Annotated in this window: 23 protein-coding genes; 11 read left to right on the top strand and 12 right to left on the bottom strand. The window is 47.2% G+C overall.

Going from position 1 to position 25,636, the window contains the following annotated elements; translation table 11 throughout:
• Window positions 1-3,600 (bottom strand): T9SS type A sorting domain-containing protein, encoded by a 3,600-nt coding sequence (locus FN124_RS24530; RefSeq protein ID WP_142687405.1) that lies wholly within the window; start codon window positions 3,598-3,600, stop codon window positions 1-3.
• Window positions 3,601-4,011: 411 nt separating this feature from the next.
• Here FN124_RS24530 and FN124_RS24525 point away from each other — a divergent pair, with 411 nt between their 5' ends.
• Window positions 4,012-4,383, top strand: a complete 372-nt coding sequence (locus tag FN124_RS24525; protein ID WP_142687404.1) for a hypothetical protein — start codon at window positions 4,012-4,014, stop codon at window positions 4,381-4,383.
• Between the two features lie 145 nt (window positions 4,384-4,528).
• The gene (locus tag FN124_RS24520) at window positions 4,529-6,928 is read left to right on the top strand and encodes an ABC transporter permease (protein WP_142687403.1); all 2,400 of its coding nucleotides are present in this window, start codon (window positions 4,529-4,531) and stop codon (window positions 6,926-6,928) included.
• 10 nt (window positions 6,929-6,938) lie between these two features.
• On the opposite strand, the gene FN124_RS24515 is transcribed toward FN124_RS24520, so the two are convergent.
• The 3 genes from FN124_RS24515 to FN124_RS24505 form a co-directional block, all read right to left on the bottom strand.
• Window positions 6,939-7,559 (bottom strand): alpha/beta hydrolase, encoded by a 621-nt coding sequence (locus tag FN124_RS24515; RefSeq protein ID WP_260607579.1) that lies wholly within the window; start codon window positions 7,557-7,559, stop codon window positions 6,939-6,941.
• A gap of 172 nt (window positions 7,560-7,731) precedes the next feature.
• Window positions 7,732-8,661, bottom strand: a complete 930-nt coding sequence (locus FN124_RS24510; RefSeq protein WP_142687401.1) for a helix-turn-helix domain-containing protein — start codon at window positions 8,659-8,661, stop codon at window positions 7,732-7,734.
• 5 nt (window positions 8,662-8,666) lie between these two features.
• On the bottom strand, window positions 8,667-9,530 hold the full coding sequence (locus FN124_RS24505; protein ID WP_142687400.1) for an NmrA family NAD(P)-binding protein: 864 nt from the start codon (window positions 9,528-9,530) through the stop codon (window positions 8,667-8,669).
• Window positions 9,531-9,715: 185 nt separating this feature from the next.
• Between FN124_RS24505 and FN124_RS24500 the strand changes: the two genes are divergently transcribed.
• The 6 genes from FN124_RS24500 to FN124_RS24475 all read left to right on the top strand — a co-directional run bounded on the left by FN124_RS24500 (window position 9,716) and on the right by FN124_RS24475 (window position 14,164).
• Window positions 9,716-10,228, top strand: a complete 513-nt coding sequence (locus FN124_RS24500) for a Crp/Fnr family transcriptional regulator (RefSeq protein ID WP_185937356.1) — start codon at window positions 9,716-9,718, stop codon at window positions 10,226-10,228.
• Between the two features lie 61 nt (window positions 10,229-10,289).
• On the top strand, window positions 10,290-10,739 hold the full coding sequence (locus tag FN124_RS24495; protein WP_142687398.1) for a carboxymuconolactone decarboxylase family protein: 450 nt from the start codon (window positions 10,290-10,292) through the stop codon (window positions 10,737-10,739).
• Window positions 10,740-10,749: 10 nt separating this feature from the next.
• Window positions 10,750-11,394: an HD domain-containing protein gene (locus FN124_RS24490; RefSeq protein ID WP_142687397.1), complete on the top strand. Its 645-nt coding sequence runs from the start codon at window positions 10,750-10,752 to the stop codon at window positions 11,392-11,394.
• Between the two features lie 67 nt (window positions 11,395-11,461).
• Window positions 11,462-11,788: an ArsR/SmtB family transcription factor gene (locus tag FN124_RS24485; protein WP_142687396.1), complete on the top strand. Its 327-nt coding sequence runs from the start codon at window positions 11,462-11,464 to the stop codon at window positions 11,786-11,788.
• Window positions 11,785-12,270, top strand: coding sequence for an SRPBCC domain-containing protein (locus tag FN124_RS24480; RefSeq protein ID WP_142687395.1), 486 nt, complete (start codon window positions 11,785-11,787; stop codon window positions 12,268-12,270). Before FN124_RS24485 ends, FN124_RS24480 begins: the two co-directional genes overlap by 4 nt.
• 124 nt (window positions 12,271-12,394) lie before the next feature.
• The gene (locus FN124_RS24475) at window positions 12,395-14,164 is read left to right on the top strand and encodes a hypothetical protein (RefSeq protein WP_221887890.1); all 1,770 of its coding nucleotides are present in this window, start codon (window positions 12,395-12,397) and stop codon (window positions 14,162-14,164) included.
• 83 nt (window positions 14,165-14,247) lie between these two features.
• Here FN124_RS24475 and FN124_RS24470 read toward each other — a convergent pair whose 3' ends face one another.
• Entirely contained in the window at window positions 14,248-14,829 is a 582-nt protein-coding gene (locus tag FN124_RS24470; RefSeq protein ID WP_142687394.1) for a dihydrofolate reductase family protein, read from the bottom strand.
• A gap of 308 nt (window positions 14,830-15,137) precedes the next feature.
• On the bottom strand, window positions 15,138-16,058 hold the full coding sequence (locus FN124_RS30975; RefSeq protein WP_185937355.1) for a carboxymuconolactone decarboxylase family protein: 921 nt from the start codon (window positions 16,056-16,058) through the stop codon (window positions 15,138-15,140).
• Between the two features lie 274 nt (window positions 16,059-16,332).
• Here FN124_RS30975 and FN124_RS24460 point away from each other — a divergent pair, with 274 nt between their 5' ends.
• On the top strand, window positions 16,333-16,692 hold the full coding sequence (locus tag FN124_RS24460; RefSeq protein ID WP_142687393.1) for a SnoaL-like domain-containing protein: 360 nt from the start codon (window positions 16,333-16,335) through the stop codon (window positions 16,690-16,692).
• A gap of 145 nt (window positions 16,693-16,837) precedes the next feature.
• Here FN124_RS24460 and FN124_RS24455 read toward each other — a convergent pair whose 3' ends face one another.
• The 6 genes from FN124_RS24455 to FN124_RS24430 all read right to left on the bottom strand — a co-directional run bounded on the left by FN124_RS24455 (window position 16,838) and on the right by FN124_RS24430 (window position 23,275).
• The gene (locus FN124_RS24455) at window positions 16,838-18,136 is read right to left on the bottom strand and encodes an aminopeptidase P N-terminal domain-containing protein (RefSeq protein ID WP_142687392.1); all 1,299 of its coding nucleotides are present in this window, start codon (window positions 18,134-18,136) and stop codon (window positions 16,838-16,840) included.
• 45 nt (window positions 18,137-18,181) lie between these two features.
• Window positions 18,182-18,682, bottom strand: a complete 501-nt coding sequence (locus tag FN124_RS24450; protein WP_142687391.1) for a DinB family protein — start codon at window positions 18,680-18,682, stop codon at window positions 18,182-18,184.
• A 61-nt stretch (window positions 18,683-18,743) separates the two neighbouring features.
• A complete protein-coding gene (locus FN124_RS24445) occupies window positions 18,744-19,592 on the bottom strand; it encodes an RNA polymerase sigma factor (RefSeq protein WP_142687390.1) in 849 nt (282 codons plus the stop codon).
• A gap of 74 nt (window positions 19,593-19,666) precedes the next feature.
• Window positions 19,667-20,470 carry an SDR family NAD(P)-dependent oxidoreductase gene (locus FN124_RS24440; protein WP_142687389.1) on the bottom strand — a complete coding sequence of 268 codons (804 nt, stop codon included), beginning with the start codon at window positions 20,468-20,470 and terminating at the stop codon, window positions 19,667-19,669.
• A 99-nt stretch (window positions 20,471-20,569) separates the two neighbouring features.
• Window positions 20,570-21,313 (bottom strand): DUF1444 family protein, encoded by a 744-nt coding sequence (locus FN124_RS24435; protein WP_142687388.1) that lies wholly within the window; start codon window positions 21,311-21,313, stop codon window positions 20,570-20,572.
• 18 nt (window positions 21,314-21,331) lie between these two features.
• Entirely contained in the window at window positions 21,332-23,275 is a 1,944-nt protein-coding gene (locus FN124_RS24430) for an FAD-dependent oxidoreductase (protein ID WP_142687387.1), read from the bottom strand.
• Between the two features lie 202 nt (window positions 23,276-23,477).
• Here FN124_RS24430 and FN124_RS24425 point away from each other — a divergent pair, with 202 nt between their 5' ends.
• Complete coding sequence (locus tag FN124_RS24425) at window positions 23,478-24,449, top strand: aldo/keto reductase (protein WP_142687386.1); 972 nt, start codon at window positions 23,478-23,480, stop codon at window positions 24,447-24,449.
• A 40-nt stretch (window positions 24,450-24,489) separates the two neighbouring features.
• Window positions 24,490-25,302 carry a helix-turn-helix domain-containing protein gene (locus tag FN124_RS24420; protein WP_142687385.1) on the top strand — a complete coding sequence of 271 codons (813 nt, stop codon included), beginning with the start codon at window positions 24,490-24,492 and terminating at the stop codon, window positions 25,300-25,302.
• Window positions 25,303-25,636 lie beyond the last annotated feature (334 nt).

Here is a 25,636-nt window from a genome sequence, read left to right as displayed (position 1 = left end):
TTACTGTTTTATGAACACCAATCCGCTCCTGGTACCTGCGTTATCCATTACCAGCAGGTAGGAGCCACTTATAAGTTCCCCGGTATTGATCCTTGTTTCTGTAGCACCGGGGGCCACCACACATGTTTTTATCTTTAATCCGCCTATAGTAAAAAGGGAGATGCCGGCATTTCCTTTTACCAACGGGTGGCGTATTACCAGTTTGTTGGTTACGGGATTTGGGAAGATGATCAGCTGGCTTTCCTTTTTTATTTCTTTCACCAACATACCGTTGCTTACAGGCAGGGAGCGGAGCAGGGTGGTATCTGCGGATTGCTTTGCCTGCAATGTGTTGTCGATGCTGACAGTATTGCTGTATACGATGGCTCCCTGTCCATCGGTCCTGTAGCTGCCTATCTTATAGTAAAGCGTTTGTTGCGGGGCATTCGCATCTTCCGTTACATAGTGCGTCCTGTTTATATTGGATGGCAGCTCGCTGATCTTTGTAAATGATACGTTATCAGCGGAGCGGTAGATGCCAAAGCGGAACAGGTCTTTAGCCCAGTCGATATCAAAACTGATCTTTGCCGTATCGCCACCAGCGTGGGTTGCGGCAACCTGGGTAAAGGTCACCTGCTGATCGGGAGACTGGATGCCGTTGAGATAATTTTCCAGCATGGTGAAACCATTACTTCCGGTTGTATTGGCGGCGGTGCCTGTAGAGTCGCTGCCTGTCATCAGTTCCCACCAGTTGGGGAGGCCGTCATTATCGGTATCATCCGGGTAGGTGGTGGATGTTAAGGCCGGCCATCCGCCTACGGTGTTCTGGCTGTTTATAATCCCGGAGGGGTGGCCCATGCCGGAAGCCTGGTAGCTGCTGTCTTCATACGTAGCGGTGCCGGTGAGCGTTTCTCTTACAATGCGGCGGTCTACCGTATCCCTTCTTGGCAAAATGGCGCCGGCGCCGCCGGTTACAGCTATATAAGCATCGGGCGCTGTTTGCGTAGTTACGGGGCTATGTGCGAAAGGAGTGTTTACCCTTGCGGCTGCGAGGGCTTCTGCAGCGCCTGGGAGATTGTCGGGGTGCACGCCGTATACCCAGTTATTATCGGATGAATCGTTGGGTTCTTCCACGCAGGGATAGCCAGGCACATAGTTGCCTTTGATGTAAAATTTTCCGCCGGGAATAGTATCTCCGGCCAGGGATACGCTGTAGGTGGTGTACGACAGGATACGATGCCGCCTGTTGGAGGTGGCGCAGGAAGCACTGCCTGTAGTAGCCGGGCCGGGTTTGTAATAATTGTTCACCATATTCTGGTGGCCGCCGGCGCCGCCATAGGTAGAGCCAACCCAGTTGTACACCACATTATTCCTGAAATCGACATACTCCAGTTCAGGCTGGCCGGTATTGGCGCTGCCGGAAAAGCGGGGATTACGGTTGCTGTGGCTGGCCAGCAGGTTGTGATGGAACGACGATTGCTGGCCGCCCCAGATGCCGCCGTAGCCATGTGGTGTTTCCTTTACATGGATAGACTGGTACAGGCTTTCGCTCAGGATACTCCATTGCAGGGTGAAGTTGGAGATGGCATAAAATGATCCTGCTTCATCGGTAGACCAGCTCATGGAACAGTGATCTACTATAATATCGGAGAACGGCTTTGTAACGGGATTACCAAAATTGTTGTACATGGCATCCACTGCTTTTGCCGTATCCCCGGGGTTCAGTATAATATCTCCCGGACGGCTGCGCAGATATCTTATGACCACGTTATTGGCCCTGATGCCCAGGCCATAGTTGGCGAGGCAAATACCATCGCCGGGCGCTGTTTGCCCCGCAATGGTGATATTGTCCTGTAAAATTACAATAGGGCTTAGCAGGTATATGGTGCCGGACACTTTGAACATCACTGTGCGGTTAGGCTGGCTGACTGCATCCCTTAAACTGCCTGTGCCGGAGTTATTGAGATTGGTGACATAATAAACGCTGCCTCCTCTGCCTCCTTTGGCAAACCTGCCGGCGCCTTCCGCACCGGGAAAGGCAATTTGCCGGAAAGGATAGGTAGTGCCGCTGATCATTACATTCTTTGTTACCAGGTATTTATTGCTGATGGCGCTGGTAGTCCATGGATATACCCTCAGGTATAAAGTTTTGCCCTGCGGGATATCTATATTCAGGTTGCTGAACGTATAGGCGGAAGGGGTAGTACCGGATACCAGGAGCTGGTCTGTTGCCAGGTCGGTGAAAGTGCTGCCGTCGGCCGACCAGCAGATCCGTGCATGCGCATAGGCTGATGAATTAAACGACAGGGGCACCGTGATCTGCTGTACCAGCAGGCTGTAGCCTGTTACAGGGGAAGCAGTGTATTGAATATATCTTCCGGTGGCTGGTGCAGTTTCCGCAGGCCAGGCGCTGTCGGGTGGGAGCAGTCTTTGTCCGCCGCTGCCGGAGATGTAGTTATTCACTTTCAGCCCGGTGAGCGATTGGGCTGTTGCCGTTACATCGCCGGTTACGGTGGCATCCTGGCCAGCAGTAAGCGCCCAGGTGATGGCCGGCACTACATAGCTGTATCCTGTTACCGTCATGTTTTTTATGGTAAGCGGTATATTCCCCTGTGCGGCGGTGCTCCAGGGGAGTAGCCGGAGGTAGAGGGTTTGCCCGGTAACGGCCGTGATGTTAAGGTTGCTCAACGTATATACGGCAGCGTTAGTGGTTAAGCTCAGCGTTGTATCAATTTCCGTATAGTCGGTCCCGTTAACCGACCAGGAAAGTTTTGCTTTAGCACCGGCCGCGGCAAATGCCAGCGACAGGGAGATATCCGTTACCGTGAATGCGCTGCCGGTAACAGGCGTGGTGGTGAACAAGGCATACCTGTTATTATCCGGCGCTGTTGCAGCCGGCCAGCTGCCGGTTGCGGGCAATAGCTGCTGCCCGTTGGAATAACTATCCACCACCAGGTTACCAAGCGTTTGCTGCCCTGCGGTGATATTCCCGCTGGCAGTTGCCTGCTGGTTGGCCGTGAGTGGCCATGAAGCTACAGGCACGGGGTTGGTGGTTCCTTTAATGATCACATTTTTTGTAACCAGGTATTTGCCGGTGATCAGGCTGCTGGTCCAGGGAGATACCCTGAAATACAAAGTGCCGCCAGCCGGCACGTTGATATTCAGATTGCCGAATGTATAAGCTGTTGGCGTGGAAGAGGAAGCCAATGCAAAATCAGGCGTCACATTTGTAAAGTGAATGCTATCTGTTGACCAGGCCAGGTTTACCCTTGCAGCACTGGAGCCGTTGAAGCTGATGGATATCCCGATCTCTTTTATAGTAACACTGTTACCGGTTGCCGGTGTTACCCGGTATAGCATGAACCTGGAGCTGTCGGGGGCCGATTGTGCAGGCCAGGACCCGGCAGGGGGAATGGTCCGTTCCCCGCCTGAAATGTAATCGTAATGCGACAGGCCAGTCAGGAGCTGTGCAGCAGCGGTAATATTTCCGCCGGTAACAGCCTGCTGGTCTGATGTGAGCGCCCAGGTGGCAACAGCCGGGGTTTGGCCATAGGCATTGCTGCTATCAAAGCTGTTGATCAGCAGTATTACAGGTAACAGAAGAAGTAGAAATCTTTTCATAAATATTGTTGTATTATTCATTCTCCAGGTATTTCCCTCCCTCAAAACCTAATGCTACAGTTACCGGAAAAGCACGGCCTGCCGGATAATATCCGGGTGTTTTCCGAAGTGTGGCATTTTACCTTTCTGCGTTTAAATGGAATAGTGCCTGTTTGAAAATAACAACGTGGACAACAGGCTTCTTCTTCGTCTTTACATTCCTGAATCTAAAAGCGCAATTTTTGGCTGATATTGTTTTCCTCAACCAAAATACACCCGAAATGGGTTATTTTGCATGTGAAGGGCAGATAAATCACCGAGAACGTTACCGAAATCCCCGGCCCGGAGTATTTAATAGCAATAGCTACTGACCTTATTTTTACTTATATTGCTTATAAGAATTAAATCTCCCCAATACATTCCTCTCTAACCATGAAGTATCTTACTGCATTAATAGCTTTGGTGTTTTTTCTTGGTAGTTGCAGCAATAATAAAGCTAACAGCGATACCTATGATCCCCCGGGTGGTAATACTTCTAATAGTAATTCCTCTTTGGGAATACCTTCGCGTTTTGTGAATAATACGCCGGAGAGGAATGCTGAAATACAGGATTATTCAGATGACAGTGAGAAAACAGAAGAATATCCGGATGATACCTATTGTGCTGAGGTGGAGTTTTATAATCCTGATACCGGTACAAGGTCAGGCTATACTTTGACCGTTGAAGTTGAAGATAATGAAGTTACCCGGATAAATTTTCCAAATGGAGGGGGCCGCAGCATCAGTTGCAGGATGATTGAATAATCGCTGAACTTTTCCTGACCGTTCACGCACACTCCTGTTCTTAATCGGACATTTTGTTGAATTTGAATTTGTATAACCCGTTATTGATCAGGTATTTGTATTTTGGCACAACCGTTGAAATGCCCATGGTACTTATACTGCCCATATGTTTAGTAATTATCTGAAAATCGCTCTCCGCAATCTTGCGCAAAACAAAATCTATTCTTTCATCAATATTGCAGGACTGGCTATTGGCCTTACCTGCGCTATGTTGATACTCCTTTATGTAAAGGATGAAGTGAGCTTTGACCGTTTTCATAAAAAGAGTGCGGGTATTTACAGGATAGTTTCCAGGATCGCTGTCAATGGCGCGGAACGCCGGTCTACCAGCACCGGCTTATTACAGGGGCCGAGGTTCTCACAGAATGTGAGCGGAATCAAATCATATGTGCGCGTGCAGGACGGCCATGCAGATTTTAAGAAAGGCGCTGAAGTAGAAAGCAGGGATCTTCTTTTTGTAGATGCCAACTTCCTGTCGGTATTTACCTTTCCCGTGATTGAGGGCGATGCGCGGACCTGTTTAAAAGACCCGCATTCTGTTGTGCTTACAAAGGATGAGGCAAAGAGGCAATTTGGCACAGAGAAAGCAGTGGGTAAGATCCTTATGTTAAAAGAGCGTGAGAAGTTTGTGCCATACCAGGTAACTGCTGTTACAGAGAATTGTCCGCAGAACTCCACCATCGGTTTCAGTATACTGTTGCCGATCAGGGAAACGGAAGCAGATTTAAATAACAGTGAGAACTGGTTTTCTTATTTCCTGAACACCTTTGTTGAGCTGGAGGATAATGCTGATCCGAATATGGTGGCGCAGCAAATGCAACGGTTTTATATTAAAGATGCCAGTGCAGCATATAAAGCGATGAATACCAGGTTTGGGAACCCCGACAATTCCCGGTTGGAAACCTATTTCCTTCAGCCATTCCTTGATATACATCTGAGTAAAGAGCTTTCAGCGCAGAATGGCCTGCAAAAAGGCAGCAACCCGGTTTATGGTTATATTCTTTCCGGCATCGCGCTTTTTGTGCTGCTTATTGCAAATATCAATTTTGTAAATCTTACCGTGGCCCGTTCTGTGAGGCGGGCAAAAGAAATAGGGATCCGTAAGGCAATTGGGAGCGACAGGCGTCAGCTTATCATACAATTCCTGGGAGAGTCTTTTATACTATGTGCTATTGCTTTTGTACTGGCAATTGTGCTGGCGCAATTGGTGCTGCCGCTGTTTAATGAATTGTCAAATAAGAAACTGTCCATCAGTTACCTGCTCGATTTCAAGCTGGTGGCGGGTTATTTCGCTCTTTTCCTGCTTACGGGTTTGCTTGCCGGATGTTATCCAGCCATGATTCTGTCGGGCTATAAACCTGTTGAAACCCTCTATAGCAGGTTTACGCTGAAAGGTAACGGCGGGTTACAAAGATCACTGGTGGTTTTCCAGTTCACATTGGCAGCCTTTTTAATTATAGCCACTTTTACGATCTATTCCCAGTTCAACTATCTTACAAAAGCCGATCTCGGGTACGATGACCGCGACATTGTAGTAGTGAGCAAAGATAATATGTCGCACCAGGAAGCTGCCGCCTTTAAGCAGGAGCTGCTTAACTCCCCGGATATTATGTATGTAGCCCCTAAGAACGGTGGTTATTGGGGTACTGCTGCAAAAATAGATAACGACTCATCTGTTAACTTCGCCTGGGAAACAGTAGATGAATCTTATTTACAAACCTTAAAGATCCCGGTGGTAAAAGGCAGGAATTTTTCAGCGGACCATCCCGGTGATTCCGTTCAGTCTGTGCTGGTCAACGAAACTTTTGTAAAGACGGCAGGATGGAAAGATCCTATTGGTAAATCAATCGTTTTCAACTACCAGAATAATCAAACATACCAGGTAATCGGTGTAGTAAAAGACCATCATTTTACTGCCCTTAACGAACGGATAAGGCCCCAGTTGTTTACCATGAAAAATTCCAATCCTTATGGGGTTTTTTATATCAAGATACGCCCCAATACAGCTACCAGCAGTCTTAAATTTATAGAAGCAAAGTTCAGGGACTTTTTCCCTTTCAGCCCGTATACCTATGTGTTTAAGAATGAAGTGAACCGGCGGAATTATGAATCAGAAGCCAGGTGGAAACAGATTATTTTGTACGGTGCTATACTAACTATTTTTATAAGCTGTATAGGATTATTTGGGTTGTCCGTTCTTTCCGCTGAGAAACGTACCAAAGAGATAGGTATCCGGAAAGTATTAGGGGCATCGGTGCAGAATATAGCGACGGTGTTGTCTTTGGAATTTGTGAAGCTGGTGATCATTGCATTGCTAATAGCCATTCCGCTGGCCTGGCTGGCAGGTGTAAAATGGCTGGAGAACTATCCTTACAGGATCACTATGAGCTGGTCTTTATTTGGCTGGGCAGGGATGCTGGTGGTACTGATTGCCGTATGCACGGTGAGTTTCCAGGCGGTGAAGGCCGCGTTGGCGAATCCTGTTAAAAGTCTCAGGAATGAATAGATTTCGATGCTCAGAAGCCGTTTTCCCTTAGCCAGCTTTTGAACATCCTGAACCAGTTATCCTTACTGTTCAGATCAGTAAGGTCAAAGCCGTGACCGCCGGATTGCAGGATATGCATTTCAGCTTTTACATTTGCCTGCAAGAGAGAATTAAAAAAAGAGAGCGTGTTTTTAACAGGGATCACATCATCATCTGCAGCATGCACCATAAAGGTGGGCGGGGTAGCAGTGGTAACATGTTTATCGGTACTGTAGAGGTGTAATGATTCCGGGGAAGGTTGTTTGCCTATCAGGGTTTCACGGGTCCTGGGAATGGCCGGGTCATAAAGGATCACCGGGTAGAGCAATGCCATAAAGTCCGGCCGCAGGCTGATCTTTTCCGGGTTGCTGATCACCACCCTGTTTTGCTGTGTTCCTTCCATCGATGCCAGGTGCCCACCTGCAGAAAGGCCCATTGTGCCTACTTTGTTGGGGTTAATTCCCCATTCCGCCGCCCTTTGCCGCACCAGCCTGATAGCAGCCTGTGCATCCTGCAAAGGCCCGATAGACCTGTTAATCATGATGGTATCGTTGGGCAAACGGTATTTTACAATAAAAGCGGTAATACCTTCTTCGTTAAGCGCCCTGGCAATTTCTTCGCATGCCGCTAATGCCAGGAGGTAATACTCCTGGTTGAATTTTATCTGCCGGGCCAGGGAGATAAATGAGCTGATGATTTAAGATTCCGGTTCATATTTGTAAGGTACTAACCTTTCAGGTAATAAATTGTAAGTAAATGTAGTCTGATTTTGCTTTTCATAAGGGTTAAAACCTGCCGGACTTTCTGAATTCCAGCGGTGAAATATTCATTTTAGTTTTGAATAGTTTAGAAAAAGACTGTGGATATTCAAACCCCAATTCAAAGGCAATTTCATTTACGGATAAATCGGTCATGATTAGTTTTTCCTTTGCTTTCTCCATAATTTTTTCCTGGATGTGCTGCTGGGTGCTGTAGCCTGTAAGTGTTTTGAGCAGGCCGCTCAGGTAATTGGGAGAGATATTCAACCGGGCGGATATATCCTTTACCGCAGGTATGCCGTTCTTCTCCAGTGCTTCCGGGGAAAAAGCTTTTTCCAGCAAGGATCGCAGCTGGCTTATGATACCGTGGTGGGTGATTCGCCGTGTGATGAACTGCCGCTGGTAAAAGCGTTCTGAATAACCCAGCAGGGATTGGATCAGGGAGATAATAATTCCCTGGCTGAATTGATCAATATTTGTGCTGTATTCCTGTTCAATATTCCTGAATAAACCGCTGATGGTCTGTTCCTCTTTATCAGACAGGAACAGGGCTTCATTTACAGTATAATCAAAGAATTCGTATTGCTTTATCTTCAATGCCAGGGGATGGTTCCAGAGAAAGTCCGGATGGAGCAGGAGCAACCATCCGGAGGGATTCACATCTTCTGCCAGGCCGGCATTGAAACCAAATACCCGCCCCGGTGCTATAAAGTTCATCACACCTTTATCAAAATCATATTCCTGTTGTCCGTACTTCATCTTCACGCAAGACTGTGTGAATTGACTCATACCAACAAAATAGAGATCGGTGGTTAGCGCGGTATCCAGCTGTTTGGGTGGCTCCTTTAGCTCAGCAATATTAATGATACTGATGAGCGGATGCTTTGTAGCAGGCAAGCCTCTCAGCTGTAACAGCTCATTAACGCCTTTTATTTTCAGGGGCAGGTTTCCGGCCATTAGATTCAATTTTGAAAGTACCAGGCAGCATACTCCCCGGCAAAATCCCGTAGTTTTCGTTTCCCCAATGCGGGCCTGTTAAGATAGTAATCCTTTTGCGCTTTTCCATTATGCATATTTTCCTGCATTTCCACCAATAACCCCGCCACTTCAGGTGATATGCCGTTGGCTTCGAGCGCTTGTTTTACCTGTTCTCCGGGCAATACTATCCATTGAAGGCCAGGTATTCCGATCGCTTCCCCTATAATTTGTGCTGCCTGGGCACAGGTAAGCTCTTCGCTGGCCACATATTTTACTTTCAAACCTGTAACTGCCGGGGTGTTGACCTCTTCTGCAATAGCAGCGGCAATGTCTTCAGGAGCTACAAAAGCCACCATATCTTCCCCGCCATAATTGGATATAATCATGCCCTGGCGGCGGATCATTTCCTTTAGGTGATAGAAATTACTGTAAAAAGGCCCTGGCCGCATAAAGGTAACAGACAGCGCTTTCAATGGCTCAAACTTTTTCTCCGGCTGCATGGAATTCAACAGGTGGGCTATCCACCCGGTGAGCACAATTGCGCGTTTTATCCCTGCTTCCCTGATAGCATGGACATAGTTATCCATATGTTGGTCCCATTCATCCAGGTTGCGTGAGGTGAAATCCAGCGGGTTCATACAATAAACGATATCAGCCCCGGTAAAGGTTTCAATAAGAAAGGACAGGTCCCGGATACTGCCAATAGCAGGTTGGGCGCCCATTGCCTGTATTTGTGCACGTTTAGCTGGGTTGGTACTGATAAGGGTAACCTGGTGGCCTTCCTTCACCAGTATTTCAGTTAGCGGTTTGCTGATATTCCCGAGGGAACCGGTAAGTACGATCTTCATTTCGATTATTAATTTCAACAAAGTTCGCCGGGAATAAGGAGGAAAAAGTGTTCATATCTCAGAAGATCGTATGAAAATCTATTTTTGATTTTACTTTTGCATATAAAGGAGGAACAAGGCCGGTGATCCAACAACTTATGTCCCATATAGCACAATTTTGCCCCATCCGGGCAAACAGCGCGGGTTTGATCGAGCCGTTCGTTGAGCAGAAGGTATTTAAAAGGAAAGAGCTCCTGTTAACCGAAGGCCAGCGCTGTTTTGAAAAGTTCTTCATTGTTAAAGGCTGTGTACATTTATCTTACCTGAAGCAAAACGGGATGGAACAGACCATTGACTTCGCCATGGAAAACTGGTGGACTTCGGACTTTATGGCTTTCCAGCATGCAACAGCCGCCCGGTTTTCTATTCGTGCCATAGAACGTACCGAGGTGCTGAGCATCAGCGCCGGCAACCAGCTGGAGCTGCTTAAACAGTTGCCGGAACTGAACGCATATTTTCATATGGTATTCCAGCGTGCATATGCAGCGTCGCAAATGAGGATAAGGTATTTATATGATTTTTCAAAAGAGCAGTTATATCTTCATTTCCTTGAGAATTACCCGGAATTTACACAACGTGTTCCCCAATACCTGCTTGCTTCTTTTTTAGGCTTCACACCCGAGTACCTGAGCGAATTAAGAAAGAAGTTTCTTTCTTAAACCAGTTTAAGAAGCAGGGCATTTGCGCTTTTTACCTTTGTAAAACGCAAATTGAACAAATATGAACAAAGTAATTAAACATCGCCTGGATGTATGGAAAGAAGAGCCTTTGTACTGGGATTTAATGTCGGGAATAGACAAGCGCCTGTATGAATCCACCATCTCCAAAAGTCTTATAGACATTATCAAGATCAGGGTTTCGCAAATAAATAAATGCGCCTTTTGTATCGATTATCATACGCACGATGCGTTGAAGAACGGAGAAACAGCCCGCCGTATATTTGCGCTATCCGCCTGGCAGGAGAGCCCCTTGTTCACTGACACAGAACGTGCAGTGCTGGAAGTAGTGGAGGAAATAACATTTATTTTCAATCACGGGGTTTCAGACGGGACCTACGAAAAACTTAAATCTTTTTTTACAGAGAAAGAAATAGCCGATATCATTATTGGTATCTGCCATATGAATTTCTTAAACCGTGTGGGTATTTCAACTAAAACAACAGCTATATAAATCCTGCAATATGACGAGAAGTGAAATTATAGCCGGGATAAAAATACCCGACAGCGCGATGTCGAAACAGGCAACAGCGTTATTGCGCGAATATGGCAGTGAGCTTTTGTATAACCATTCACAACGGAGTTTTCTTTTCGCCGCCCTGCGTGGCCGGCAGAGCAATGCCCGGTACGATGCAGAGCTCCTGTATGTTAGTGCCATGTTCCACGACCTGGGCCTTACTGCGCGTTACCGTAGCGACGATAAACGGTTTGAAGTGGACGGCGCAAATGCGGCCCGTGATTTTCTGCGTGGATATGGTATTTTGCCGCAATCATTACAATTGGTATGGGATGCCATTGCGCTTCATACTTCACCCGGTATAGCGGAATACAAAGAGCCTGAAGTGGCATTGCTCAATTACGGGGTAGCGCTGGATGTGGTAGGCAAAGGGTATGACCTGTTATCCGTCGGAGATCGCGAAGAGATCATAAAGCAGTTTCCCCGCGGCGGACTAAAGGAAAATATGATAAGCACTTTCTTTGAGGGGTTTAAACATAAGCCACATACAACGTACGGAAGCATAAATGCAGATATCTGTGCGTGCATGATCCCCGGGTATCAACGACCTGATTTTTGCCAGGCTATCCGGCATTCACCCTGGGCGGAATAGGGATTCCTGAAATATATTTGCGCAAGTAAATACTTGCTCTTATATTTGCAAGCAGATACTTGCATATATGAAGATCAGAAGAGACGTTTACCAGGCTATAGCCGACCCCACAAGAAGGGAAATCATTAACCTGGTGGCAGCGCAATCCCACAACGTAAATACTATTGCGGAAAAGTTTGACATGACCCGGCAGGCCATATCCCTGCATGTTAAGATACTGGAGGAATGTGGCCTGCTGGTGATCAGGCAAAGCGGAAGGGAAAGGTTCTGCGAAGTGCAGTTAGATCAGCTGGATGAAGTGGTAAGCTGGATAGATCAGTCCAGGAAATTATGGACGAAACGGTTTGAAAAATTAGATAAATATCTGCAGCAACAAAAAAACAAAGCCAAATGAAGATTCAGAAAGAAGACCTTTTGATCACACACCTGTTTAATGCACCGAGGGAGCTTGTTTTTAACGCCTGGACGGATCCTGAGCATTTGCAGCACTGGTATGCACCAGATGGATGCACCATCGAATTTAAATCAATAGATGTAAAAGTTGGCGGCAGGTTCCATTCTGTTGTTTACGATCCTGTTCACGGGGAATGCTGGATCAGGGGAGTGTACCAGGAAATAAAGTTCCCGGAAAAACTGGTTTTTACCATGGAGCTCAGCAATGAACAAGGGGTACCTGTTGGCGCAAATGAGGCAGGAAAGCCGGAAGACTGGCCACCGGCAATTATTACCACCGTCATTTTCGAATCGCTGGGCGAGCAGACAAAACTTACTTTGCACCAGACTGTTGCTGAAGCGGAAGCCAGGAAAACCGGCGCTTACCAAAGCTGGTTCAGTATGTTCGATCGCCTGAATGCGTTGTTGGCAACCGGTAAATAAGCTGTTATTAGCTGTCGATTTCGTATATTAGTATTGGCTAAACGTACGCTATACCTGTTCTTCAATAAAACTTTCAAAGTAATGCGGAGCTTATGAATTAATAAATCAATCAAATAAGCTTCCAATGAAACAGCACTATCTGCCAATTATCCTGTTATTACTCCTTGTTGCGTGTAATAATGGCACTAAAACAAAAGACACATCTGCAACCGTCAGAAAATCGCCCGATGTTCGCTGTTATACTTCCAGGATAACAGACAAAGACTGGTACTCTTCGGGTAAAAAGGCGCCTAAGCTGAGGGGATTGAAAGGGATCAACTTCCAGATTTCAACCAACAGCAAAGAAGCGCAGGAATATTTTAACCAGGGAATGATGCTGATGTATGGTTTCAATCATGCAGAAGCGGCGCGGTCTTTTTATGAAGCGGCGCGGTTAGACACCATCTGCGCTATGGCCTATTGGGGATATGCTTATGTGCTGGGCCCCAATTATAATGCAGGCATGGAAGAAGATAATTTTCAGCGCGCCTATGAGGCGACTGTTAAAGCAAAGTCCATGTATGCGCCATGTACCCCAAAGGAAAAAGCACTTATCAATGCATTGGCTTCCCGTTATAAAATGCCTGCGCCGGCGGACCGGAAGCCGCTGGATATTGCCTATGCAGCAGCCATGAAGAAAGTATATGAGCAATACCCGTCAGACCCCGATGTGGGTGCGTTGTATGCGGAATCGCTGATGGATCTTCATCCATGGGATCTGTACGACAAGCAAACCAAGCAACCCCGTGCCTGGACACCGGAATTGGTTGGGGTGCTGGAGCACCTGATCAAAATCAATCCTGTACACCCGGGAGCGCATCATTACTATATTCATGCCTTGGAGGCATCGGCCAACCCGGGAAAAGCAATGGCAAGCGCCAGGTTGCTGGATACACTGGTGCCAGGTGCAGGACATTTACTGCATATGCCTTCGCATATCTATATTAATACGGGCGATTATCATGCAGGCTCTATTGCCAATATACATGCCGCGGAAGCCGACAGTGGTTACACGGTTGCCTGCCATGCGCAGGGAGCATACCCGCTGGGCTATTACCCGCATAATTACCATTTCCTGGCGGCTACCGCTACGCTTGAAGGCAATTCCGCACTGGCCTGGAAGACCGCAAAAAAACTAAGGGAACATGCCGCAGAAGATATTATGCGACTGCCACGCTGGGGCACCTTGCAGCATTACTATACTATACCGTACTACATTGCCGTGAAATTTGGTATGTGGGATACTATTTTTTCTCTGCCTGCACCGGCGGAAGACCTGGCGTATCCGCGGGCCATCTGGCATTATGCGCGGGGCATGGCATTTTTGGATAAGAACAAGACAGCGGCCGCACAAAAGGAACTGGACAGCCTCAGGATACTTGCTGCCGATACAGTGCTCAAACATATTACTATCTGGGATATAAATACCACGGCGGATCTTGTGCAGATAGCCGTTAAGGTATTATCAGCCGAAGTAGCGGCCAAACAGCAGCAGCCGGATATTGCCATTGCTTTGCTTAAAGAGGCTGTTGCCATAGAAGACGATCTGAATTATAACGAGCCGCCCGATTGGTTTTTTTCTGTAAGGCATTACCTGGGAGCGGCGCTCCAGAACGCAGGGAAATACAGTGAAGCGGAAAGCGTTTACCGCAAAGACCTGCAAACATGGAAAAAGAACGGGTGGGCATTGATGGGATTATACCATTCATTGATCTCCCAAAACAAAAATAACGAGGCGCAGAAAGTGAAGGCTGCATTCGTGGAAGCATGGCGGTATGCTGATGTGAATTTACCGCTACTTCCTGAAAACAAACATCGCGCCCATGCCGGCAATATGCGGCCCCATGCCATATAGCTGGAACGCTTTTCCCAGGCAGGTGTTAAGGATCAGGCTTTGGGGGCCATAGCCCACGAACAGAAGATGGCAAAGAGCCCGCATTAATGATAATGCAAAACAGCGATTCCTGATGAAAATGACTGCGCGGTATTCAGCTGAAAGTGCCGGAGACGATGAAACACGCTCATCCCGCTGCCGATCGCTACCGGGTTAACCAGCAGGTAAAGTTCATCAATAAGCCCGTGTTCCAGTAAACCGGATACCAGTGAAGCTCCGCCATACACCAGGATATTTCCATCCGTTTCCTGTTTCAATCTGGTAACAGCAGTTACCAGATCATTGGCCAGTGACACATTGTTCCAGCCACCAGGGATCTCCTGCTTATAAGTTAGCGTGGTAGAGATAACCGTTTTGGGTGTGTTGCTGATATGTGTAGAAAAAACTGCCTGTTCATCCTTACGGGCTGCTGTTTGTTGCCAGTGGGCAATAAAGCCTTCTTCAGCCATTTGTTTACTGATGATCAGATGCGATGCTGATAATGTGAGCTGTGTATGGAAATCCTGCAGTGACTTATCCCAGGACCACTGTGGCCCCCAGTTCCACACCATCCAATCCGTTTGTCCCTGCGGGCCTGCCATATACCCGTCGAGTGACTGTTGCATTTCTAAAATTAACTTCGCCATTTTGTAAGATTTTATAAGATGATATAAAGCGGCCGGTATTCTCAATTGACCCGCTTAGCCCGGGGGCACGGGGGATAAGAATTGGACTTAGCCTCTTTTTTGTTTTATGTATTTATGAATACAAATCTACAGTTGACAGCAATATACAACGGGGTGTACATTTGACAATTTAAGGGGTGTTTGCGTCAACCAGCCAGTCTCCACCTAACGGGATAAATGATATCGCATGTCATGAGAATACTCTCCGCTCAGCAGTCTTACCGTTTCTTCCATCCGTTTCTTTACGGGATGCAGGCAGAAGGAGAGCTTTACTTTTTTACTTCTTCCAGCAGCGCAGAGCCGCTTTGCCAGCGGGAAAGGCCGGTAGCTACCGCCGCAGCCGTGATCAGTTCAAACGCGGCTTTTTCGCTTCCTGCAACTTTTACGGCTTCATTCACCTGTTCATCTGTAACCCTGTAGGAGCCGGCGCCAATTTCCAGCGCCAGCTTGTCGTATGCAGGCACTGGTAATGCAGGTCCGCCAGTTGCCCGGTTGCCAACTGCCTGTCGTAGATCCGTATCCGTTAGTCCCGGTCCTTCAAATATGCATTTGTGCAGTTTCAGCGCCATAGCCTTATGATCCGGGCGGCCTTTTGGTATGCCTTTGCCAAAAACATAACCCTGTTGCAGCATTCGTTTTGCCGCGCCTGCCTGATCAGCGGCGCTTAACATTTCAAACCTGAGGGCATTGGCGCAGCGGACAGTAATGCTGAAAAGGGCAACAACAGCCATGGCATCTTCAAGTTCCTGTGTGGAAACCCCGCTCAGTAGCACCTCCTTTACCTGTTCAGTGGTTAGCTCACCGGGTGTTTTTGCAAATGTTTCCAGGAACTGCAGTGTAGTATATAATTTTGAAGACAGCGCCGCGTTATGGTAGTTGCTGAGTGCAGCCGTTACCAGTGTTTTATCAAGAACAAGCGAAGCAATAGCGCCGTGCGCATCTATACAAAAAGGGCATTGGTTCCATTTTGCTGTCATGGCTGCAAAAAGTTCCCGTTCGCCCACAGACCAGCCGCTTTCCCCGCGCATAGCGGCATGCGTCCAGGCAGTCATAGGCTTACCGTAATAATCACGGTGGTACATAACGATCCGTGCAGCATCCGGCAACCGCATCCCGGATACTCCGGAAATAAACCTGATCAATAACGCCCTGAAAAGACCATCTCCTTTTGTTACTTTCTGCAGACGCATACAATTTATTTTTTGTTGATTAAGAAAGGAGCAGTGCCGGATATTTTTCCTGTAATAAGCAAAGATAAACGGTGAAGGGATTGAACGATTGTAAAAACCGGAAGTACTAATCTCTGTAAAAGATCTTACCAATATGTTGAAACTGCATTTTCATTCCAGTAGCCTTAGTGGTACTAAATTTAATATTTTATTATTTATATGATCATTTAAATGCTGTGCCTGTTGATATAGGCGACAAGAACCTGTAACTTTATTTTTATCAAAATCATATGCTATGACTGTAGAACAAATCGCCTTACGCCTGGCAGAATACTGCCGTAATGAAGAGTTTAGTCGTGCACAGGAGGAGTTATTTGCAGAAGATGCAGTGAGTATAGAGCCTTTCGAAACTCCGGGGTTTGAAAAGGAAACACGGGGATTGGAAGCATTAAAAGAAAAGGACCGTAAGTTCAGCTCGATGGTGGAATCCCGCTATGGTACTACTGTTTCCGAGCCGTTAATAGCGGGCAATGTCTTTTCTTTTGTGCTCAGTATGGATCTCAAAATGAAAGGCAGGGACCGTGAAAAGTTTACTGAGCTTTGTGTGTATCATGTGAAAGATGGAAAGATCGTGTCTGAGCAATTCTTCATGTAGGATAACAATTTATCCGTTAACATAGAGGCTGTATCAAAAGTAATCTGAAGGTCCTGAGAATTGCGTAAACGAAAATTCTCTCCATCAGGTACCCGAATAAAATCGAGTAAAAATTACTTATGATACAGCCTCTATGTTGGCTGTGTTATATATGGGTTGCTTTTGGCACCGTTTCCGTCAGGTTTTCATTACCGGAAGCCGTTACCAGTATGTTATCTTCTATCCGTACCCCGCCAATATGTTTCCAGTGTTCCAGCTCGTTCCAGTTAATATCTTCCTGGTATTTTTTTACAAACCCCGGTTCTTCCAGCAGGGCTTTAATGAAATATAATCCCGGTTCCACGGTGATCAGGTGGCCGGCCTCCAGTTGTATATCCACCCGCAGGCGGGCGCCGGAGTAGATACGGGGCGAGGGGTTTTCTTCCTGGCCGGTATCGCGTACATGAAGCCCTACCAGGTGCCCGAGCCCGTGAGGGAAGAAGGCAGCTATCACTTCCTTTTCGATGAGGCCGGAAAGATCGCCTTTCAGGATGCCGAGACTGAGTAACCCGCGTGTAAACTCCCGGGCGGCATGATTGTGTATATCGTGCCAGAAGGTACCCGCCAGCGTTTTGGAGATACAATCCTGTTGTACGGATAATACCAGTTCGTAGAGCGCTTTATGCCTTGTGTCCATTGCAGCGGAGGAAGGAAAAGTACGGGTAATATCAACGCAATAATCGTACACACTGGCGCCTGCATCCACGAGCACAAACTCATTGTTGCCGATGATCCTTGTTGTAGGCAATGCGTGTAAAATAGCGGCATTGGGGCCGCTGCCCACGATGGTGTCGTAAGGCACGGCATGACCGCCATGGCGGAAGGTCTGCATTTCGAAGGCGAGTCGCACTTCCATTTCTGATACGCCCGGGCGTATCATTTGTTCCAGCTCCCTGTAGCCATATGTCGCAATACCGGCAATATGCCGGATCAGCTTTACCTCGGCTGCATCTTTGACCCTGCGGGTTTGCTGAAGCAGGGTACGAAGGGTAAGAGCATTGTCTTCCACCGGTGGATTGCCGGGTACCTGCCCCAGTTGATAGACCCTGGAAAAACGCTGTGTTTCCATGTAAGACTTCAGGTGTTGAATATCTTCCCCGGGTTCCTGTACCAGCAGATCGTGCTTTTCGCCTTCCCAAACGGATTGTTCCCGGGTCCAGGCTTTCTGGAATTCAATCCAGCCCGTGTGCCTGTTATAAAGGATCACTTCTTCCTCCCGGCGCCTGCCTGTAAGCCAGTAGTAAGAGGGGTGGGGGAGGAAAGGATAGGTTTGATCAAGACCTCCTGGTTTTTGTACCGGGTAGCCGCTGTATACCAGTATGGCTTCATCGTTTTTTAAAACGTTGTTCCATTGGGCCGCCAGGCGGGCTCTCCTGGCGTCGATATCTGCTTTGGTAAAATACATGGGTGTTTTATTGTTTGGTATGTAGACTGCGTATTTCCGTTTATATCAGAACCTGCTTTCCTCGTAGGTGGGGCCATATAGTCCCGGCACTTTATTGCCGGTTGCGCGTAGATAAACGATCATTTCGCCCCGATGGTGATAGATATGGTTGAACAGAAATCCGCGTGCCACAATTCCCCGGGGCATGGGGCCAAGAATAACCCGTTCACCTGCTTTCATGGTCCAGTTATCCCGGAGTTTTTCTTCTGTAAGTGATTTTAACGCACTTCTTGCCTGATCTACATTACTTTCAAAAAGCGACAGGGTAGCTTTGATATCGTTGGGGCTTCCCCGTTCAAGACGATCGGCGGCCAGATCGTATACATCTTTAGTGAGCGTGCCTGCGTACCAATAGTAAATGGTGGCAATATGCTGGGCCAGCTCACCCATTGTCCAGGAGGTATCCGCTGGTTTGTACATAAGGTCTTTTTCCGGGACAGCCAGTAATACTTTACGGGTGTTGTTTACTTCATGCTCAAATTCTGTTAATAGATATTGTAGTATCATAGAGTGGTATTTGAGATAAAGATATAACAGCGTAGGATTTAATTGGGGTTTGTGATAAAAATTACTCCGGCTTCTCTTCAAAAAAATCGCTCTTTTCACCGATCGCTGTTCTCAGGCATTTCATAATTTCCTCGTGGAAGTCGGTGCCCGCCGCATGCAGGGGATCGATAGCCTTTACCAGTAATGTACGTAATGCAAAAAGCTGCTCCCTGTTATACTTCTTTGAAGCTTTTACCAGTTCCAGTTTCATCAGCTCCTCCTGCTGGTCCTGTTTGGGGTTGAAGATCTCGTTTATATGACTGCACTGATGGCAAACACCATTTTTATTGATCAGCGCGCACCGGTGCTCAAAGATATCAGTCATGGTATTCCTGGCATCGTTCAACAGGTGCTTTATCACGCCTTCCGTTTTTTCGAGGATCATACAAATTTCCCGGACCTGGAAATCATAGATATTTTTCAGGATCAGCGCTACCTGGTTTTCTATGGGTAATGTTTTTGAGATGCAGGTGAAACAGTAGTCGATATGCTCTTTCATTTCGTAAGCTCCTGCAGGCGATGTTTCGTGCACCATCCAGAAAACCTGCCTGATCTCTTCTGAAGCAATGGCCAGGTCGGCTGCCCGGTCCTGTGCATCGGGTTGCCATCTTTTTTGTTTCCGCAGATGATCATAGGCAAGATTGGTAGCTATCCTGAACACCCATGTTTTGAGGGATGAGTCCCGGTTAAACGTTGATATCCTGGTAAACGCCCTGATAAAGGTATCATGCGTCAGGTCATCTACGTCGTTCCTATCGGTCAGCAAACGATACAGGTAAGATTTCAACTGGTTTTGAAATTCGGCAAACAGTGTTTGAAACGCGTTAATATCGCCGGCAATGGCCAATTGGAGGATGTTCTCTTTTTCCATTTAATAAAAGTGAGGTTGCGCGAAGGTTACAGCCCTTTACGGAGGGCTGTAACCACTAATCTACTATAAGTATGTTATAAAATGTTCAGTTTGCCGCAATCCACATCCACAATATGGCTGTTGAAAGCGACCCCTGTTTCAGATACGAGGAAGGCGGCTGTTTCACCTACCTGTTTTAATGTGAGGTTTGTTTTCAGGATATCGAGCGATTTATACTGTGCAATTAACTGTTCCAGCGGCATTCCATATTGTCGGGCGGTGGCTTCGATCCATCCGGAGATCCGTTTGGTTTCCATTATGGCGCCGGGACAGATGCAGGTTACCTTGATACCGCTTTTTCCCCATTCCGCGGCCATTACCCGGGTAAGCCCTTCAATGGCTGCGCTGGCGGCTGTTATACCTGCTACATTGGAGAGTTTTGACCTGGATAATGCGGCTGTAAGCAGCAGGATGGTTCCTTCGGACCGGGTTTGCATCATATATTTTGCTGCTGCCCTTGAAGTAAGGAATTGAGATCCGCAGATCTTTTCAACCGGGGCCATGAACTGTTGGAAGGTGGCTTCTGTTGTAGCAGGGCGGCCGCCCATTTCATCATAGCCGGCTCCGATGCCATTGAATACAACATCCAGCCGCTGGTTGTCCGCAACCACCTTTCCCAGGAAGTCGTTAATCTCGGTTTCATTTAACGCATCTACTTTAGCGGCTTCCGCCCATCCGTCACCGGACTGGATTTCGCGGGCCAATTGATTTGCGGCATCCGGGTTCCGGGCGCTAACATATACCTTTGCCCCGTGCCGGGAAAACGACCGTACCACAGCTCCGGCAATTTCACCGGATGCAGCAAAAACGACAGCTACTTTGTCTTTCAGATTTTTCATTTTAATTGAATTTATCTTTTGGACGATTCAGCTATGCAAAACGGTCGGGATTTCAGAAAAAAATATTATTTATCGCGGGAGTAAGCTGCCAGCATGATGTTATCTCTTAAACAGCACCGGTATTTTATTCCGTTCTATTATCTTTTGAAAATTTATCTGGTCATTTTCATCGAAGAGCTCATCCATAGTGGAATAAACCAATTTTCGTTGCCCGTCTTTTTCATATAGGTTAATACGGAACCCCAGTGGTACAGCATACTCTACATTTTTGTTATTGGCAGTAAAGATCATTTCAGTAATGGGCTCGTTGCCGTATTCTTCTTCCCGGAATGCGATAAAATGCAGGTGGAAGAAGTTTTCCAGCATGGGGAAGTTTTCATGATAGCTGGTTATCATCAGGCAGCGCCGTCTTGGTGCAGAAATAATAAGCCGGTCGGTATGAAGTACTTCGCAGGCATGATGGAGGAAAGCGGGCGACAGGATCTTTTCTGAAGAGTGATCTTCACCGGAAGCAAAAATGATGCGGTTATCCAATCGCTCTGAAACTTCGAATTCATAAGGGTATGCATCGATCTGCAGTTGCCAGTTTTCATAATTGGCTTTTACTTCAGGATGCTGCAGATCGGATGGAGTGATATATTCAAAACGGGTTCCCGCGTCCTGGGCAAAAATGATGGCCAGTTCGAGCTGCTCCTTATCCTTTACAAAAGGAATAGCTTCAACCCGGTTTATTGCCTGCCAGTTCCCTGCTTTCAGCATGGGGTAAACCGGCACTTTGCTTTTATCTATTGCAATTTCAATTTCCTGTTTGCTTTTGCCAAACAGTTTTTTGAATAGTCCCATAGTAATGGTGCATTGGGTTTATGATATATTCTCCGCCCGGTATTGGCCAGGCATACGCATCAGGTCCTGCAGTTTATCCAGGTGCTTTTCGTAAACACCCCTGGGTGTTGTTTTGTATTTCGTACATAAGGCAGCGGCCTTTCCTACTACTTCACCCATCATACCGCAGGTGCGCATTACACGTACGGGGCCAAGGCCGTCGTTGCTTACGCTGATGTCCCTTCCTGCCATAAAAAGATTGCTGATGTTGCGGCTGTATAAAACGCGGTAGGGGGCCCAGTATATTTTATTATACACATATCCTTCTCCCTCGCTGGCTCTTGAAATAAATTCCTGTCCTTTTAAGTCTTTGTCGAAGGCCGGATCGGCGGCGTGGATATCTATATGCCAGGAGCAGGGGAATGCCGGGTCGGGAAACGAATTATTTTTCCGGAAGTCATCGGCGGTTAATACCAGGTCGCCCATTAACCTCCTGGATTCTCTTTTGCCGGCAATAAAGGCGGCCCAGCCCAGGCGGTGGTTGAGATATTGCTTATCCACGTTCTTTAAGGTGTCCCAGGCGCCGTACATGGCCCGGAAATTAAGATCCCGGATGAGCTCTACTTCTGTGATAGGGTTTTTATCAAACCCGCTTTCCCAGAACCATCCGCCCAGGTTAGAGAGCGGATCCTCGCGGCCCCATTGTCCTTTATAACCTTTGCGGCCCGGAAACGGTTTGTCTTTTAAATCAATTGCCCAGGGACAGCGGGGAAAGGGCTGTGCCACTTCACCAATTTCGCACTGCATGGCCAAAGCGGTTTTGTCTTTGCATTCACAGGCCAGCACCTGTTTGTTATCAGCAGCATTGAGCACGTTCCATAAATTTGACATCCCCATCAAACCGGTTTTCGACATTTCATGGTCGGCGCCGGCAAGGAAGCCAACGGTGGCATCGCCTGTACAGTCTGCAAAATATTTTGCCTTGAGTTTCCGCCGCTTGCCTGTTTGTATATTCTGAATAATAACGGCTTTGATTTCATTATTATGTTTCTCTACCTGGAAAGCCCGCTCATATATCATTAAGGTGATATTGGGCTCGTTTTTTACGGCTTTTAATTTTTTTGAATCATCATAAAATGCACCGTTCAATGCATTGCGGGTACCATTTACCGGGGTAGGCGGCGTAGGCATTATTTCCTCAACAATATCTCCAACATGCGGGAAGGGTTGCTGCTGGGTACGTCCTTCCGGCCATACCCTTACTTCCGAGCTTCCGTTGCCACCCAGTACAGGGCGGTCCTGTATAAGCGCTACCCTGATTCCCTGCCTGGCGGCGGAGATGGCCGCGCTGGTTCCGGCAACGCCTCCTCCAATCACCACCAGGTCGTAGCTTCCGCCATCGGCGGGCACATCGCTTAATCCCAATAATTTTCTCCTGAATTTGGTGAGGGCCTGGAGATCGTTTACAGGTTCAAAATTTAAGTCCTTGCAAAACAGGATGGCTTCACAGCGGCCTTCAAAGCCGGTGAGGTCATGAAGGGAGAGGGTTGCTTTTTTTTGTACGGTAACCTGGCCTCCGTCGTGCCAGTGCCAGGCGGCGCCTTTTGTACCAAAGGTTTCTTTTAAAGGGACCTTGTCGATGAGTAGCTGAAACTTACCCGGCGCTCCTGGTGCTTTCCAGGGAGCTACCCAATCCCTTGTGCGTACCCAAACCCTGTATGTGCCGGCCGAAGGAAATTCAACGGTTGTTGAAGCATCTGCAACGGGTATCCCTAAACCATGGGCCAGCAAATAGGGAGATCCTGTTACTTCCATTGATTGCTGATCAAGTTCCCATCCGCCATAATCTGTAAAGCCTTCTGCTTCCACGAAAAGAAATTCACCCTGCGTCGGCGCCTTTGTGTTGGCAAAAAGATTTTTCCTGCTTAGTAATAGTGTTAAGGCGGTGCTGCCGGCGAGACCGATGAATTGTTTTCTGTTCATGTTAATTCCTTTTCTTTACGTGGATTTATTAGTGGTTTTTAAAATACTAATTTAATCTGAAAGTAAAAGGAGATTGTTAATTGGTGTTGAGCTTGATAAGGGAATTACCTGAGCCACCCAGACAACTAATTTGAGCTGTAAAAGCAAGCGCGCCAGGTCTTAAACCCTGACCTTTGTGTTATTAATCAATAAAATAACAACAATGACAACAATACCAAAGATAGCACTTGGCAAAAACGGACCACTGGTGTCCAAGCTCGGATTAGGTTGTATGCGGATGTCTCCTGTTTGGGGAGGCAAGGGCAGTGATGAAAATGAAAGTATTGCTACTATCCAGGCGGCATTGGACAGCGGCATCAACTTCCTGAATACAGGCGATTTCTATGGCGCAGGCCACAACGAGCTGCTGGTGGGCAAGGCCATCAAAGGCAGAAGGGATGATGCTTTTATAAGCGTTAAGTTTGGCGCCATCTTTTATGGCGGTCAATGGCTGGGGCTGGATCTGCGTCCTGCGGCCATTAAGAATTTCATTAACTATTCACTGGTACGTTTAGGTATAGACACTATTGATCTTTACCAGCCCTGCCGGCTTGATAACAGTGTGCCGGTAGAAGATGTGATAGGCACTATAGCCGACCTTATAAAAGAAGGCAAGGTGCGCTACCTGGGCGTTTCTGAAATAACTGCTGATCAGCTGCGCAAGGCAAACAGCATTCACCCTGTAACAGCTTTGGAAATAGGTTATTCGCTGGCCGACCGACAGATAGAAAGCGACCTGCTTCCTGCGGCGAAAGAACTGGGCATAGGGGTGGTGGCGTTTGCCAATACTGCCGAAGGGTTGCTTACCGGTGATATGAAAGCACCGCTTCCCGACGATGCCTACCAGCATCATTTCCCGCGTTTCCAGGGAGATAACCTGGTAAAGAACCTGGAAAAAGTAGAAGTGCTGAAACAAATGGCAAAGGAAAAGGGATATACGCCTGCCCAGCTGGCCATCGCCTGGGTGAATGCACAGGGCGGTCATATTATGCCGCTGGTAAGCATGAGCCGGAGATCACGGCTGCCGGAAAACATAAAGGCTATGGAGATAACATTTACACCTGCCGAGATGGATACGCTTAACACGCATTTTGCTCCCGGCGCTATTCTCGGAGGTACTTACCTGCAACGGTAAGAGAAGCACATAAGCCGCGCCCGTTTCATATCTTTACATTATGACGAATCCAACAGAAATACTCCCGGGAGTCATCTTTTTCTCCTACTACTCCACTATGAGGAAGGAAAAGGTGGCATTCCTGGAAGATAATACGCTGATACTGCAGGTGTCGGGCCGTTTTAGCCTGGAAACTGCCACCCAGAAGATATCGATGGGGCGCGGCGAAATGTTGCTGGTACAAAAAAATCAATTGGGAGAAATTATCAAGACTCCCCTGGAGGAAGAGAATTACCAGACCGTTGTTATCCGGCTGAAGGAAGACCTGCTCAGGAAGATTGCCCTTGAGGAGCAGATAGAGATAGGACATAAATATAAGGGACCTGCCAGCGTCCTTATTCCCGGGAACGATTTTTTACATGCCTTCTTTCAATCCATACTTCCATATGTTCATCACCCGGAAGAAAAAATAACCCAGGCCATGGGGATGCTTAAAGTAAAAGAAGCGGTACATCTTCTCCTGAATATTATGCCCGGGTTGAAGGAGCTGTTATTTGACTTTTCAGAGCCTTATAAGATGGACCTGGAGAAATTTATGGTCAGCAATTTCCATTATAATGTTCCCATTGAAAAATTTGCACAGTTAACGGGAAGAAGTCTTGCCGGGTTCAAGCGCGATTTCCAGAAAGTATTCGATATGCCGCCGAGACAATGGTTATTGGAAAAACGGCTGGCGGAGGCCCGGCATCTTATTGAAAAGAAGAACAAGAAGCCATCTGCAATTTATCTTGACCTGGGCTTTGAAAGCCTCTCTCATTTCTCGCATTCTTTTAAAAAGAAATTTGGCAAGGCGCCTACCGACTGGTTAAATTAGGATGCCGACTGCCCCGATGCTGTTACCCCAACCCCTCATTTTAATCCCTGCCTGCTCATTTTCGGACGCCTTTCCGGCAGCTACCAGCGCTTATTTAGACATTATTACCCTCCTTTTGGAGATTCGTACCATTCATATAAACATGACTATTGTAGATTCGCCTGTTGCTTTTTGTTTTAGCACCATCTGATGATCCACAGTTTTGACGTTATGAATAATTGTCTATTTAACACTAAATAATTACTTATGAAATTTGAATGTCCCCCGGGTTACCACGTCCCGGAAATCATTTTCAGCTCCATCAATTAATGTGTAGCATCCGACCGCAACTGTA

The organism is Chitinophaga polysaccharea, assembly GCF_902150045.1.
Taxonomy (GTDB): Bacteria; Bacteroidota; Bacteroidia; order Chitinophagales; family Chitinophagaceae; genus Chitinophaga; species Chitinophaga polysaccharea_A.
Note: the sequence above shows the minus strand (reverse complement) of the source record. Positions and strands in the feature narration are given on the sequence as shown.